The sequence below is a fragment of the Jujubicoccus corallicola genome (assembly GCF_047345645.1).
GTDB lineage: Bacteria > Pseudomonadota > Alphaproteobacteria > Rhodobacterales > Rhodobacteraceae > JBLEFH01.
Map to the genome: position 1 here is coordinate 80,386 of NZ_JBLEFH010000002.1, position 13,798 is coordinate 94,183.

Annotated in this window: 12 protein-coding genes; 7 read left to right on the forward strand and 5 right to left on the reverse strand. The window is 62.8% G+C overall.

The window, feature by feature from the left end; genetic code table 11:
• Positions 1 to 11: 11 nt before the first annotated feature.
• From rnr to tldD, 5 genes are all read right to left on the reverse strand, one after another.
• Positions 12 to 2,228: a ribonuclease R gene (rnr, locus tag ACMA5I_RS03190; RefSeq protein ID WP_525884790.1), complete on the reverse strand. Its 2,217-nt coding sequence runs from the start codon at positions 2,226 to 2,228 to the stop codon at positions 12 to 14.
• A 57-nt stretch (positions 2,229 to 2,285) separates the two neighbouring features.
• Positions 2,286 to 2,543 (reverse strand): hypothetical protein, encoded by a 258-nt coding sequence (locus ACMA5I_RS03195; protein ID WP_525884791.1) that lies wholly within the window; start codon positions 2,541 to 2,543, stop codon positions 2,286 to 2,288.
• Between the two features lie 69 nt (positions 2,544 to 2,612).
• Positions 2,613 to 5,282, reverse strand: a complete 2,670-nt coding sequence (gene topA, locus ACMA5I_RS03200; RefSeq protein WP_525884792.1) for a type I DNA topoisomerase — start codon at positions 5,280 to 5,282, stop codon at positions 2,613 to 2,615.
• 160 nt (positions 5,283 to 5,442) lie between these two features.
• Complete coding sequence (gene dprA / locus ACMA5I_RS03205; RefSeq protein ID WP_525884793.1) at positions 5,443 to 6,513, reverse strand: DNA-processing protein DprA; 1,071 nt, start codon at positions 6,511 to 6,513, stop codon at positions 5,443 to 5,445.
• Positions 6,514 to 6,581: 68 nt separating this feature from the next.
• A complete protein-coding gene (tldD, locus tag ACMA5I_RS03210; RefSeq protein ID WP_525884794.1) occupies positions 6,582 to 8,015 on the reverse strand; it encodes a metalloprotease TldD in 1,434 nt (477 codons plus the stop codon).
• A gap of 156 nt (positions 8,016 to 8,171) precedes the next feature.
• On the opposite strand from tldD, the gene coxB reads away from it, so the two are divergent.
• The 7 genes from coxB (at position 8,172) to thrC (ending at position 13,786) form a co-directional block, all read left to right on the forward strand.
• Entirely contained in the window at positions 8,172 to 9,056 is an 885-nt protein-coding gene (gene coxB / locus ACMA5I_RS03215; protein ID WP_525884795.1) for a cytochrome c oxidase subunit II, read from the forward strand.
• A 33-nt stretch (positions 9,057 to 9,089) separates the two neighbouring features.
• On the forward strand, positions 9,090 to 10,010 hold the full coding sequence (cyoE, locus tag ACMA5I_RS03220; RefSeq protein WP_525884796.1) for a heme o synthase: 921 nt from the start codon (positions 9,090 to 9,092) through the stop codon (positions 10,008 to 10,010).
• Entirely contained in the window at positions 10,010 to 10,264 is a 255-nt protein-coding gene (locus tag ACMA5I_RS03225; protein WP_525884797.1) for a cytochrome c oxidase system small membrane protein, read from the forward strand. The genes cyoE and ACMA5I_RS03225 overlap by 1 nt, the downstream gene beginning before the upstream one ends.
• Positions 10,251 to 10,811, forward strand: a complete 561-nt coding sequence (locus ACMA5I_RS03230) for a cytochrome c oxidase assembly protein (protein ID WP_525884798.1) — start codon at positions 10,251 to 10,253, stop codon at positions 10,809 to 10,811. Before ACMA5I_RS03225 ends, ACMA5I_RS03230 begins: the two co-directional genes overlap by 14 nt.
• A gap of 41 nt (positions 10,812 to 10,852) precedes the next feature.
• Positions 10,853 to 11,659 (forward strand): cytochrome c oxidase subunit 3, encoded by an 807-nt coding sequence (locus ACMA5I_RS03235; RefSeq protein ID WP_525884799.1) that lies wholly within the window; start codon positions 10,853 to 10,855, stop codon positions 11,657 to 11,659.
• 61 nt (positions 11,660 to 11,720) lie between these two features.
• Positions 11,721 to 12,392 carry an SURF1 family protein gene (locus tag ACMA5I_RS03240; protein ID WP_525884800.1) on the forward strand — a complete coding sequence of 224 codons (672 nt, stop codon included), beginning with the start codon at positions 11,721 to 11,723 and terminating at the stop codon, positions 12,390 to 12,392.
• Between the two features lie 2 nt (positions 12,393 to 12,394).
• Positions 12,395 to 13,786 (forward strand): threonine synthase, encoded by a 1,392-nt coding sequence (gene thrC, locus ACMA5I_RS03245; RefSeq protein ID WP_525884801.1) that lies wholly within the window; start codon positions 12,395 to 12,397, stop codon positions 13,784 to 13,786.
• Positions 13,787 to 13,798: the final 12 nt, after the last annotated feature.

Below are 13,798 nucleotides of genomic sequence, written 5' to 3' on the forward strand. Positions count from 1 at the left end.
GAAAGAAAGCGTCAGCGGCCCTTGCGGGTCTTGGACCGCTTGATTTTTGCACGCTTCTGTTTGCGGCGCGGGCTGGTGCTGGATTTGCGCTTCGGCGGGGTGGGGAGCTTCTTGTCCTCCAGCGCCAGGAGTTCGAAGATCATGCCGCCGGAAATCGGCGTGACTTCGGCAATCCGCACCGTCGCCGACATGCCCGCCGCGATGCGCCGCCCGGTGCGCTCGCCCTTGAGACTCTGGGTCGTCGCGTCATAGCGGTAATATTCATGGCCAAGGCTGGACAGCGGGATCAGCCCGTCCGCGCCGGTCTCTTTCAGCTTCACGAAAATCCCGAATTTCGCGATTCCTGAAACCGTTCCCTCCATCTCCGTGCCCTGCCGTTCTTCGAGATAGGCGGCGAGATAGCGATCCGTCGTGTCGCGCTCGGCCATCATGGAGCGGCGTTCGGTCATGGAAATATGCTCGGCGGTGGCGGGCAACTCGTCCCCGGCCTCGGGCGGCAAGCCGTCCTTGCCCCAGCCATGAGCCGAGATCAGCGCGCGGTGGACGATGAGATCTGCATAGCGGCGGATCGGCGAGGTGAAATGCGCGTAACGCTTCAGGGCAAGGCCGAAATGGCTGAAATTCTGCGGGCTGTAATAGGCCTGCGTCATGGCGCGCAGCACGGCCATATTGACCATCTCGTCATGCTCGGTGCCTTCGGCCTCGCGGATCAGCCGGTTGAGCTGCTGAGTCTGTAAGACCTGCCCTTTGCCGAGCGTCATGCCAATGGAATCAACGACCTCGCGCAGCGCATCGAGTTTTTCCGGGCCGGGCTCCTCATGGACACGGTAGAGGAATTCCGCGCGCTTTTTCTCCAGCGTCTCCGCCGCGCAGACATTGGCGAGGACCATGAATTCCTCGATCAGCCGATGCGCGTCAAACCGTTCCTTGACCGCAACCGAAGTGACCTTGCCCTCATCATCAAGCTGAATTTGCCGCTCCGGCAGGTGCAGATCGACCGGATCGCGCCGGGTGCGCGCCTTTTTTAGCGCGGCATAGGCTTTGAACAGATTTGTGATCACATCGAGATGCGGCTTGGCCCCCGCGTCCGGCTCGCCATCTGCCGCCGCTTGCGCCTGCTCATAGGAGAGCGAGGCGGGCGAGTTCATCATGCCGCGCAGAAATTCGTGGCCCGTCTTGTTCCCGTCCCGGTCGATGGTGATTTTGACCGCAACACAAGGGCGGTCCACCCCCTCATGGAGCGAGCAGAGATCGGCGGAGAGTTCTTCCGGCAGCATCGGCACCACGCGGTCGGGAAAATAGGTCGAGTTCCCGCGCCGCCGCGCCTCCTTGTCGAGCGCGGAGCCGGGGCGGACATAATAGGCCACATCGGCGATCGCGACCCAGAGGGTGAAGCCGGTCTCGGTCTCCTCGGCGGCGACCGCATCGTCATGGTCGCGCGCATCGGAGGGGTCGATGGTGATGAGCGGCACGTCGCGCAAATCGGTGCGGCCGTCCATCGGCGCGCGCTCCGCCGCTTCAGCTTCCTCCAGCGCGGCGCGAGGGAAAGCGTCCGGGATGCCATGTTCATGGATCGCGATGAGCGAGACGGATTTCGGGGCCGACGGATCGCCAAGCCGCGCCGTGATCCGCGCTTTCGGCAGGCCCGCGCGGGCTTTGGAGCCGAATTGCTCGCCCTCAACAAGCTCGCCATCCCGCGCGCCATTCGTCTCTCCCGCCGGGACGAGAAAATCGCGATCCGCGCCCTTATCGACCGGCACAATCCGCCCGCCGCCTTCGGCATTCTTGCGGAAAATCCCGAGAAGCCGCGCCGGGCCATCTTTCAAAAGCCGCATGATCTCCGCTTCATAGCCGGGGCCGTCCGGGCTTTTGCGCAGCTTCGCCAAAATGCGGTCGCCCGCGCCGGGCGCGGCTTTTTCGGAGGGCAGCACGAGGATCGGCGGCGGCGCGCCATCCTCTTTCCACTGCTGCGGCACGGCCACCGGCTCGCCCGCATCATTGAGCCCCGTCACCCGCAGTACCGTCACCGGCGGCAGCGCGCCGGGTTTCGCGTTTTTCCGCCCGCGCGAGATCAGCCCCTCATCGGCCAATTCGCGGAGCATGTCCTTGAGCGCCGCGCGCTGGTCGCCCTTGATGCCGAAGGCGCGCGCGATCTCGCGCTTGCCTACACGGCTCGGCTGACTTTGGATGAAATCGAGAAGGGCGTCTTTGGATGGGAGCTTGCTCATGGGCATGGCTTAACACCCCTGAGCCGCGCCGCATATGATTATCTTAACGGCAGAAAATCAGAAATTGATCGTCAGATCGACCCGCGCGGAGGGCGACCAGAGCGGATCATCCTCCCGCTCTTTTTTCTGATCCGGCGGGGCCTGCCGCATGGCCGCAGGGCCGGGGTGCCGCGCCTCGCGCTCGCCCGATTTGGTCAAGCTCGCGCTAAAACCAATATCCTCGATTCCGAGCGGAAAACGCGGCTGCGCACGGTTGGCCTCGCCCGCCTTGGCAGCGAGAGCAAAGACTAGAAAAAGAATCACAAGGTAATGCATCGAGCCCTCCGCGCGCATGGCTACGGACCATGCGCCGAGAGAGTCACGATTCGGTTAACGATTGCCCGTTCAGTCCTTCTTCGCCGTCTTCTTGGGGGCGGCTTTTTTCTTCGCAGCAGGCTTTTTCGCTGCGCTTTTGCGGGTCGTCTTTTTCTTGCCGCCGCCCTTGGCCTGTTTCTCGGCGATCAGCTCCAGCGCGCGCTCCAGCGTCACATCCTCGGGCTCCAGATCCTTGGGCAAGGTCGCGTTCACCTTTTCCCATTTCACATAAGGCCCGTAGCGCCCGGCCATGACATTGACTGCGCCGCCATCGGGGTGATCGCCCAGCTCATGCAACGGCTTGGCCGCCTGACCGCGCCCGCCGCGCGCCTCTTTTTGCGCGATCAGTTCGACCGCGTGGTTCATGCCGAGGGTGAAGACCTCATCGACCGATTTGAGGTTGGCGTAAACCTTTTTCGCCTTGCCATCCTCGCCCACGGTTTCGCGCATCACATAGGGGCCGAACCGCCCGATATTGGTGGAAAGCTCGCCGCCTTCGGGATGGGTGCCGATCAGACGCGGGAGCGACAAAAGCTCCATAGCGTAAGCGAAATCAACGTCTTCGAGATCCTTGCCTTTCGGGATCGACGCCCGGTTCGGCTTCTTGTTCTCTTCGGTGACCTCGCCCTCCTGCACATAGGGGCCGAAGCGCCCGGTGCGCAGGGAAATCGGCTCGCCCGCATCGGTGTGGCCGAGAAGTTTACCATCCGGGCCGATCACATCCTCGCCCTCAAGCGATCCCGCGAGCGGGCGGGTATAGTTGCAATCCGGGTAGTTGCTGCAGCCGATAAACGCGCCGCCGGAGCGGGCGGTTTTCAGGTTGAGCTGCCCCTTGCTACATTGCGGGCACAGCCGCGGGTCCGACCCATCGCCGGGATCGGGGAAGAGATGCGGTGCGAGAATTTCGTTAATTTTCTCAAGCACATCGGTAATGCGCAGCTCGCTGGTCTCACCAATCGCGGCGGAGAAATCGCGCCAGAAGCGCTCCAGAACCAGGTGCCAATCCTCCTCGCCGCGGGTGATGTCGTCGAGCTCGTTCTCAAGGCCCGCGGTGAAATCATAGGACACGTAGCGCGCGAAGTAATTCGACAGAAACGCCGTGACGAGCCGCCCTTTATCCTCTGGAATCAGGCGGTTCTGATCTTTGCGGACATAGCCCCGATCCTGAATGGTCGTGACGATCGAGGCGTAGGTGGAGGGGCGGCCGATGCCGAGTTCTTCCATCTTCTTCACCAGCGTCGCCTCAGTATAGCGCGGCGGCGGCGTGGTGTGGTGCTGCTGGCCGAGCACGGCGGCATCGTCGGAGAGAAGCGCCTGTTTCTCGCCCTCTTCGATCTTCGCGGCGAGCGCCTTGAGCGCCCCGCCATCCTTGCCGAGTTTGTCGCCCTGATCGATCTGCGGCAGGCGCGCGTCGTCATCCTCGACGACATCGTCGCGGCCTTCCTCATAGACCTTCAAAAAGCCATCAAACACAATGACCTGACCGGTCGCACGGAGGCCCACTTGCCCGTCATCGCTGGCAATCTCGACCGTGGTGCGCTCCAGCCGCGCCGCTTCCATCTGGCTCGCCAGCGCGCGTTTCCAGATGAGATCGTAAAGCTTGCGCTGATCCGGCTCGACTTTGCCGAGCGTATCCGGCGCGCGGGACATATCCGTCGGGCGGATACATTCGTGGGCTTCCTGCGCGTTTTTCGCCTTGTTCTTATACATGCGCGGACTTTTCGGGACATATTTGTCGCCATACCGGCCCTTGATCGCGTCGCGAGCGGACATCACGGCCTCAGGGGCCATATCGATTCCGTCGGTCCGCATATAGGTGATCAGCCCCGCCTCATAGAGACGCTGCGCCGCGCGCATGGTCTGCTGCGCGCCCATGGAAAACTTGCGGCTCGCCTCCTGCTGGAGGGTTGAGGTCATGAAGGGCGCCGCCGGGTTACGGGTGCCGGGCTTGGCTTCGACCGACGCGACCTTGAGATCACGCTTGGCGACGGCGGCCACGGCAAGTTCCGCCTTGGTCGCGTCGGGAATGTCGAATTTGTCGAGTTTCTTGCCCGAGAGGGTGGTCAGACGCGCCTCAAAGCCCTGACCGCGCGGCGTTTTCAGCGCGGCGCGGACGGACCAGTATTCCTGCGGGCGGAAAGCCTCGATCTCCATTTCTCGCTCGACAATGAGCCGCAGCGAGACCGACTGCACCCGGCCCGCCGATTTCGCGCCGGGCAGCTTGCGCCAGAGGACCGGCGAGAGGTTGAAGCCGACGAGATAGTCGAGCGCGCGGCGGGCGAGATAGGCGTGGACCAGTTCCATATCGATCTGGCGCGGGTTCTCCATTGCCGAAGTCACCGCCGATTTGGTGATCGCGTTGAAGACAACCCGCTCAACCTCGGTGGATTTCTTCACCGCGCGGCGCTTGGTGAGCGCTTCGAGCAGATGCCAGGAAATCGCCTCGCCTTCGCGGTCAGGGTCGGTTGCGAGGATGAGGTGATCGTCATCCTTCAGCGCCTCGGCAATCGCGCGGACGTGTTTCTGGCTGTCGCTCGCGATCTGCCATTTCATGTCAAAATTATTGTCAGGATCGACCGAACCGTCCTTGGGCGGCAGGTCGCGCACATGGCCGTAGGAGGCGAGAACCGTGAAGTCATTGCCCAGATATTTGTTGATAGTCTTGGCCTTAGCAGGCGATTCGACAACGACGACGGCCATTCGGGTCTCCAGCGTTTGATCGGGGGCGGAAGATGTGGGCGTAGGGCGGCGTTGTCAACCTTGGCCGTATCTGGCGGGCGGGCGCTGCGTCAGGGGGATTGACCCCCTTCGCAGCGCGCTGCCGCGAGATGGGGGCAGCGGGCGGTGGCTGGTCGCGCCGTCAGGCGAGGCAGACGCGGCCGCCGGGGAGCCGGGTGACCTGGCCGAGGATTTCCAGCTCCGAGATTGCGCCCATCACCTCTTGGGCGGGGCGTTTCAGCGCGCGGATGATGTGGTCCTCGGTTTCCGGGACGGCGGAAAGGGCGCTGAGGATCGCGGCGGGTAGGTCGGGCGGTGCGGGCTCGGCGTCCAGCGGAAGTGCGCCTTGTTCGGCAGCTTCGGGGAGGACCATGCCGCGCTTATGCCCGAGGGTTTCGAGAATTTCGCGGCTCGATTGCACGAGGGTCGCGCCGTCGCGGATCAGCGCGTTGCAACCAAGCGAGCGCGGATCGAGCGGGCTTCCGGGGATGGCCATTACCTCGCGGCCCTGTTCGGCGGCGTCGCGGGCGGTGATCATGGAGCCGGATTTCAGCGCGGCTTCGACCAGCACGGTGGCTTGCGCGAGGCCGGAGATGATGCGGTTGCGGCGCGGGAAATGGCGGGCGAGCGGGCGCATTCCCATGGGCATTTCCGACAGGATAAGGCCGTGGGTGCCGATTTCCGCGTGGAGCCATTCATGTTCGGGCGGGTAGATCACGTCGAGCCCGCCCGCGACCACGGCGATGGTGCCTGAAGCGAGGGCGGCGTCATGGACCGCGCCGTCTATCCCGCGGGCCAGGCCGGAGACGATGATGAACCCATCCGCGCCGATCTCGCGGGCGATCTGGCGGGAGATGCGCAACCCGGCGGAGGATGCGTTGCGCGCGCCGACAATCGCGATGGTGGAGCGGTGGAGGAGGCTGAGATCACCCTTGGCCCAAAGAAGCGGCGGGCCGCCGTCGATCTCGGCCAGAAGCGGGGAGAACCGCGGGTCGCTCCGCAGGATCAACTCCGCGCCGAAGGCTTGCCCTGCCTCTAGCTCGGCTTCCGCCAAGTGGCGCGGCGCGGGTTCGTAATCCTTACCGGCGAGGCCGGGCAAGGCGTCGAGGGCGGCGGCGGCATCGCCATCGAACTCGGCCATCAGGCGCTGATAGGTGAGGGGGCCGACTTTCGGGCTGCGGAAAAGCTGCAAATGATCGAGAAGCGCTGTCATGCGCTGTCTTTGCCGCAGAATCGGTTAATAGCCCGTTGACCTCAAACGGCGATTTTCGCCTGCAAGGATCAGTCGAGCGCCGCGCCGCCCACGGTCAGCCCGCCGATCAGGAGCGTCGGCTGGCCCACGCCGACCGGCACCCACTGGCCCGCCTTGCCGCAATTGCCGACGCCCGGATCAAGCGCCATGTCATTGCCGATCATGCGGATTTTCTGGAGCGCGGTCGCGCCGTCGCCAATCAGGGTCGCGCCGCGCACCGGCTCGCCGATCTTGCCGTTTCGGACGCGATACGCCTCGGTGCAGGAGAACACGAATTTGCCGTTGGTGATATCGACCTGACCGCCGCCGAAGCCGACCGCGTGAATACCGTTCTCGATGCTGGCGGTGATCTCGCCGGGGTCGGCATCGCCGCTGAGCATATAGGTGTTGGTCATACGCGGCATCGGGGCATGGGCGTAGCTTTCGCGGCGGCCATTGCCGGTGGGCGCCGCGCCCATGAGGCGCGCGTTTTGCCGGTCCTGCATATAACCCACGAGGCGGCCATTCTCGATCAGGACATTCTTGCCCGAGGGCGTGCCCTCATCGTCGATGGTGAGCGAGCCGCGGCGGTCCGGGATGGTGCCATCGTCGAGGACGGTCACACCGGGCGCGGCCACCTGCTCGCCCATCAACCCTGCGAAAACGCTGGTTTTCTTGCGGTTGAAATCGCCCTCAAGACCGTGGCCGACCGCTTCATGCAAAAGGATACCCGGCCAGCCGGGGCCAAGGGCAATGTCGAACGCGCCCGCCGGGGCCGGGACCGCGTCGAGATTCACTTCGGCAATGCGGATCGCTTCGCGGATGAGGCCCTGCCAATGGTTCGGGCGGAGCATGTCGATCAAGCCGTGCCGCCCGCCGCCGCCCGCATGGCCGCTCTCGCGCCGGCCGTTTTTCTCCAGAATGACGGCAACACTCATGCGTGCCATCGGGCGGATATCGGTGAGGATATGGCCATCGGGGCGCAGGATCACCACCTCCTGATGCGCGGCGGCGAGGCTGGCGGTGACTTGCACGACCTTTGGATCGGCGGCGCGGGCATAGGCGTCGATCTCATGCAGAAGCGCGATTTTCTCTGCAAAATCCGCGTCTTCCAACGGATCATCTGGCGGATAAAGCCGCTGATTGGTGCCTTGCGGACCGGGAGCCAGCACACCGCCGCCCGCACCAACCGCCAACCGTGCGGTTTCGGCGGCGCGGCCAAGGGCGGCTTCGTTCAGCTCGGTCGCATGGGCGTAGCCGATCACCTCGCCGCGCACAGCGCGCAGGCCGAACCCTTCGGACGCATCGTAACTGGCTTGCCGGATCCGGCCATCGTCGAGAACCAGCGCTTCGGAGCGCCGACGCTCCAAAAACAACTCGCCATCATCGGCCCCGGCCACCGCGCCGCGCAGAACACTGAGCGCCGCAGCTTCATCAAGATCGGTCTCAAAAGGGCGAAAAGGGGGCGAAACGGTGCTGTTCATGGTGTTGCGGTGGCTCCATTCGTCATTTACGATCCCTCTTGCCTTGCACGGGCGCGGAGATTGTGGTTTTTCACAAAACGAACAGCTAGCAGGAATCGCGCTGCATGGGCAATCCGCCATCTATGCGGCGCAGGCTGGGCCAAAGGAGATGCATGAATGTTTAAGGGCATGGGGAAAACGATCGCAGCGGGCCTGACCGGCGCGGGTGCATTTGCAGCAGCAGGTGTTGCTGCCGCACAGCAGGCCGGGACGGAGCTTCTGGGCGATCTTCCCGTGATCGGCGCACCGGCTGGCGGCGCAGCCACCGGCTTTCAACCCGCCGCGACGGAACTGGCCCGCGATGTTCAGTGGCTCGACACGATGGTCATGAGCATCATGATCGTGATCGTTCTCTTCGTGACCGGGCTGATGGCTTGGGTGTCGATCCGTTACAACAGCCGCGTGAACAAGGAACCGGCACGGTTCAGCCACAACACGCCGGTGGAGATCGCCTGGACGATCATCCCGGTTCTGATCCTGATCGTCATCGGCTCCTTCTCGCTGCCCGTCCTTTTCAAACAGGTGCGCATCCCGGACCCGGATCTGACGATCAAGGCGACCGGCTATCAGTGGTATTGGGAATATGAATACCCGGACCAGGAGCATGGGTTCGCCGCCTATATGCTGCCCAAAGAAGACATGGCCGCCTATGGCTATGACGAGAAATGGTTCCAGCTGGCCGCCGACAATGCGGTGATCGTGCCGACCAATGCGAATGTGAAATTGCTCGTGACCGGCGGCGATGTGATCCATAGCTGGGCGATGCCGGCCTTCGGTGTGAAAATGGACGCCATTCCGGGCCGCCTCAATGAGACATGGTTCAATGTTGAGCAGGAAGGCATCTATTTCGGCCAGTGTTCCGAGCTCTGCGGCAAGGACCACGCCTTCATGCCGATCACCGTCAAAGCGGTGAGCCAGGAGAAATTCGACGCCTATATGAACAGCGTCCAGCAAGCGAAACTGCCGACAGAATCCACCACGGAACTGGCTTCGGCGGAGTAAAGGACAGCGGGGCCGCGCGCCCCGCTCTTTTCGATGATGAGCATTGACGACAGCCTCCTTCCCGCCGAACCGCAATTCGGCGATTATTTCGCGCTTTTGAAGCCGCGGGTGATGTCGCTCGTCATTTTCACGGCCTTTATCGGGATGGTCGCGGCACCGACGCCGCCGCATCCCGTGATCGGGTTCGCGGCGCTCCTCTGCATCGCCGTCGGGGCAGGGGCATCGGGCGCGCTCAATATGTGGTGGGACGCGGATATCGACGCGGTGATGAAACGCACAGCGGGCCGCCCGGTCCCCTCGGGCCGCCTCGACAAGGAAGACGCGCTGGCGGTTGGCCTTGGCCTGTCTGGCATGTCGGTGCTGATGCTGTTCCTCTTCGGCAACCCGCTCTCGGCCGCCATTCTGGCCTTCACCATCTTCTTCTACGCCGTCGTCTATTCGATGTGGCTGAAGCGCTCGACCCCGCAAAACATCGTCATCGGCGGTGCGGCGGGCGCGTTCCCCCCGATGATCGGCTGGGCGGTGGCGACGGGCGGGGTCTCGCTCGACTCCTTCCTGATGTTCCTCCTGATCTTCATGTGGACGCCGCCGCATTTCTGGGCGCTGGCGCTCTTCATGAACGAGGATTACAGCCGCGCCGGTGTGCCGATGTTGACCGTGACGCATGGCAAGAAAGTCACCCGCGCCCATATCCTCGCCTATACCGTGCTGCTGGTGCCAACGGCGCTGGCGCTCGCTTGGGTGCCGGCGGGCGGGATCGTCTATCTCGCCACCGCCATCGTGCTGAACGCGATTTTCCTCCTCGGGGCCATCCGCCTCTGGCGGCGCGACGAGGCGCAGGCCGAAGCGGACAAATACAAAGCCGAGAAACGCTTTTTCGGCTTCTCCATTCTCTATCTTTTCCTCCATTTCGGGGCGCTCGGGATCGACGCCCTGATCCGAGCGGTGAGCTGATGAAACCAGATCAACATGAAATCTATCGCAGACGGCGGAGCCGCAATGTCGGCGTGGGCCTCGCGCTTGGCGCGCTTGTGGTGCTGATTTTCGCCGTCTCCTATGTCAAAATGAGCCGGGGCGAGCTTGGCGAGCGGTTCCAGCACACGCTGCGCCCGCAAATGGTGCCGGGCCAGACCGAAGCGGCCGAGGGCGCGACCAGTATGCGCCCGAGCGATGAGCAGATAGTGGAGCAAGGCGATGCGGTTGAATAATCGGGAAATTGCGGGCTGCGTGGTCGGCACGGTCGCCCTGATGGTCGGGCTCGCCTATGCCTCCGTGCCCTTCTACGATTGGTTCTGCCGGGTCACGGGCTTTGGCGGCGCAACGGGCGTGGCGGCGGCTGACAGCGTGGAAGTGTCCGAAGAAGAGATCCGCATCCGCTTCGACGCCTCCACCGAAAAAGGGATGCCGTGGGAGTTCAAACCCAAGCAGAACACCATGACGGTGAAGATGGGCCAGACCTTCCTCGCCTTCTACGAGGCCTATAACCCGACCAACCGGGTGATCGCCGGCACCGCGAGCTACAATGTCGCGCCCTTCTCGGCGGGGGGCTATTTCGAGAAAATCGACTGTTTCTGCTTCGACATGCAGGTGCTGCAACCGGGCGAGCGGGTGGACATGCCGGTGACCTTCTTCGTCGATCCGGAGTTCCTCGACGATCCCGAAGCGAAATATGTGCCGGAAATCACCCTCTCTTATACCTTTCATGAGACCGATTTGCCGGAAGAAAACGATGTCGCTCTTGCGACAGGGCAATAAGCTGACTTAAAACGAACGCAACTGAACTGGGGGATCCGCCGATGGCGCATGAGAAGAATCACGATTACCACATTCTGCCGCCGAGCATCTGGCCGTTCCTTGGCGCGGTTGGCACCTTCCTTCTGATGGTGGGCGGCGTGCGCTACATGAAAGGTGACGCGCCGTGGCTCCTGCTCGCAGGGCTCGTGATGGTGCTTTACGTCATGTATGCGTGGTGGGCCGATGTGGTCGATGAAAGCCATGAGGGCGATCACACCCCGGTGGTGCAGATCGGCCTGCGCTACGGCGTGCTGCTCTTCATCGCCTCCGAGGTGATGTTCTTCGTCGCCTTCTTCTGGACCTTCTTCAAAAACGCCTTCTACCCGATGGGCGCGATCGAAGGGATCACCGTGGCCGAAGCCCAGTGGCCGCCTGCCTCCATCGAAGCGTTCGATCCTTGGGGCCTGCCGCTGATCAACACGTTTATCCTGCTCCTGTCCGGGACCGCCGTGACATGGGCGCACCATGAGCTGGTGCATAACAACAACCGCAAAGCGCTTGTGCAGGGCCTGACCATCGCCGTGGTCCTCGGTGTGATCTTCACCGGCCTGCAGGCTTTCGAATACAGCCACGCCCTTTTCGGCATTGGCGACACCACCTATGGCGGCATTTTCTTCATGGCGACGGGCTTCCACGGCTTCCACGTCATCATCGGGACGATCTTCCTCTTCGTCTGCCTGATGCGCGCACGTCGCGGCGATTTCACGCAAGACAAGCATCTCGGCTTTGAGGCCGCCGCTTGGTATTGGCACTTCGTCGATGTGGTGTGGCTCTTCCTTTTCGCCGCGATCTACGTCTGGGGCAGCTAATTCCCCGCTGAGCGATGCAAAGGGCGGGCCACTCGGCCCGCTTTTTCTTTAGGAGACCTCCATGCGCGGCAATATCTTCTTCACGGCGTTTTGCGCCCTTCTGGGGTTCGGCCTGCTGGTCAGCCTCGCCGTGTGGCAATGGAACAAGGTCGGCCCGAAAACCGCGATGATCGAGAGCATCGAGGCGCGGCTGACCGAGGACGCCGTCGCGCTGCCGGAAATCCCCACCGAAGAGGCCGATGAATATCAGCGCGTGACGATAGACGGCACGTTCCTGCCCGGCCAGATCCGCGCACTCGCCGCCACGCCGCAAGGCTCGGGCTACCGGATCATCGCGCCGTTCGAGACCAGCGGGCGCACCATCATGGTGGATCGCGGGTTTGTGCCGCGCGCGCAGGCGGATCTCACATGGCCGACCGGCACGGCTGAGGTGGTCGGCAATCTGCACTGGCCCAATGAAGGCGGTAGCGGTATCCCGGACCCCGATATGGACAACCTCATCTGGTTCGCCCGCGATGTGCCGAGCATGGCCGCCACCCTCGGCACGGACCCGATCCTCGTCGTGCAGAGCAATCAGACGGACGGCGCCCCCTTCGTCATGCCGGTGACGCCGAACCTGCCGAATGATCATTTTGGCTATGCGATTCAGTGGTTTTGCATGGCAATTGCTTGGGCCATGATGACAAGCTGGTATATCTGGCGTATGTGGCGCGGACGGAACGAAAAGGCATAGATATGGACTACATCTCGACACGGGGCCACGCGCCCGCGCTTTCCTTCGAAGAGGCAATGCTGACGGGCCTTGCGCGCGATGGCGGGCTTTACGTGCCGCGCGAATGGCCGCAGATGAGCCATGGTGAGATCGCCGCTCTGGTCGATAAGACCTATGAAGAGGTGGCCTATGAGGTGATGCGCCCCTTCGTGGGCGACACCTTCACCGATGATGAGTTCCGCGACATCATCGACCGCGCCTATGCCAGTTTTAACCATGCCGCCCGCGTGCCGCTGAAGCAGATTAGCTCCAATTTCTTCATGCTGGAGCTGTTCCATGGCCCGACTCTGGCATTCAAAGACGTCGCAATGCAGCTCATTGGCCAGATGTTCGAAACCGTGCTGAAGCGCCGCGGCGAGCGCGTCACCATCGTTGGCGCGACCTCAGGTGACACGGGCTCCGCCGCCATCGAAGCCTTCCGGGGCCTCGACAATGTGGATGTGTTTATTCTCTTCCCCGAGGGCCGCGTTTCCGAAGTGCAGCGCCGCCAGATGACCACGCCGAGCGAAGCGAATGTCCATGCGCTCGCCGTCGATGGGGATTTCGATGATTGTCAGGGGCTTCTCAAGGACATGTTCGCCGATTTTGCCTTCCGCGACCATGTGGGCCTTGCAGGGGTGAACTCGATCAACTGGGCGCGGATCATGGCGCAGGTGGTCTATTACTTCTACGCCGCCGTCCATCTTGGCGCGCCGCATCGCAAAATCAGCTTCACCGTGCCGACCGGCAATTTCGGGGATATCTATGCGGGCTATGTGGCCAAGAAAATGGGCCTGCCGATTGACGATCTGATCATCGCGACCAACAAGAACGACATTCTCCACCGCACGCTGGAAGAGGGCAAACACGAGAAACAGGGCGTAATTCCGTCCCTCAGCCCGTCGATGGATATTCAGGTCTCGTCCAATTTCGAGCGCCTTGTGTTCGACCTTTACGACCGCGAAGGCGATGCGGTCGCGCAGCTTTTCACCGAGTTGAAAGAGCAGGGCCGCTTTGATTTGAGCCAGGGTGCCCTAGATAAGCTGCGTGATGAGCAATTTTATTCGGATCGGAAGGACGACGAAGAGACCCTCGATGGGATCAAAACCACCTATGAGGACACCGGCGAGATCGTCTGTCCGCATTCGGCCATTGCGATTGATGTGGCTGTCTCCTACTCGGATATGACGCCGATGGTTGCCCTCGCCACCGCCCATGCGGCGAAATTCCCCGATGCGGTGGAAAAGGCGATCGGCATTCGTCCGGCCCTGCCGCCGCATATGGTGGATCTCTATGACCGCGAAGAGCGGATGACGTCGGTCCCGAACGACCGGCAAGCCCTGCAAAAACTGATTTTGGACCGCAGGGGCGCCTAAGGCCCGCTGCAA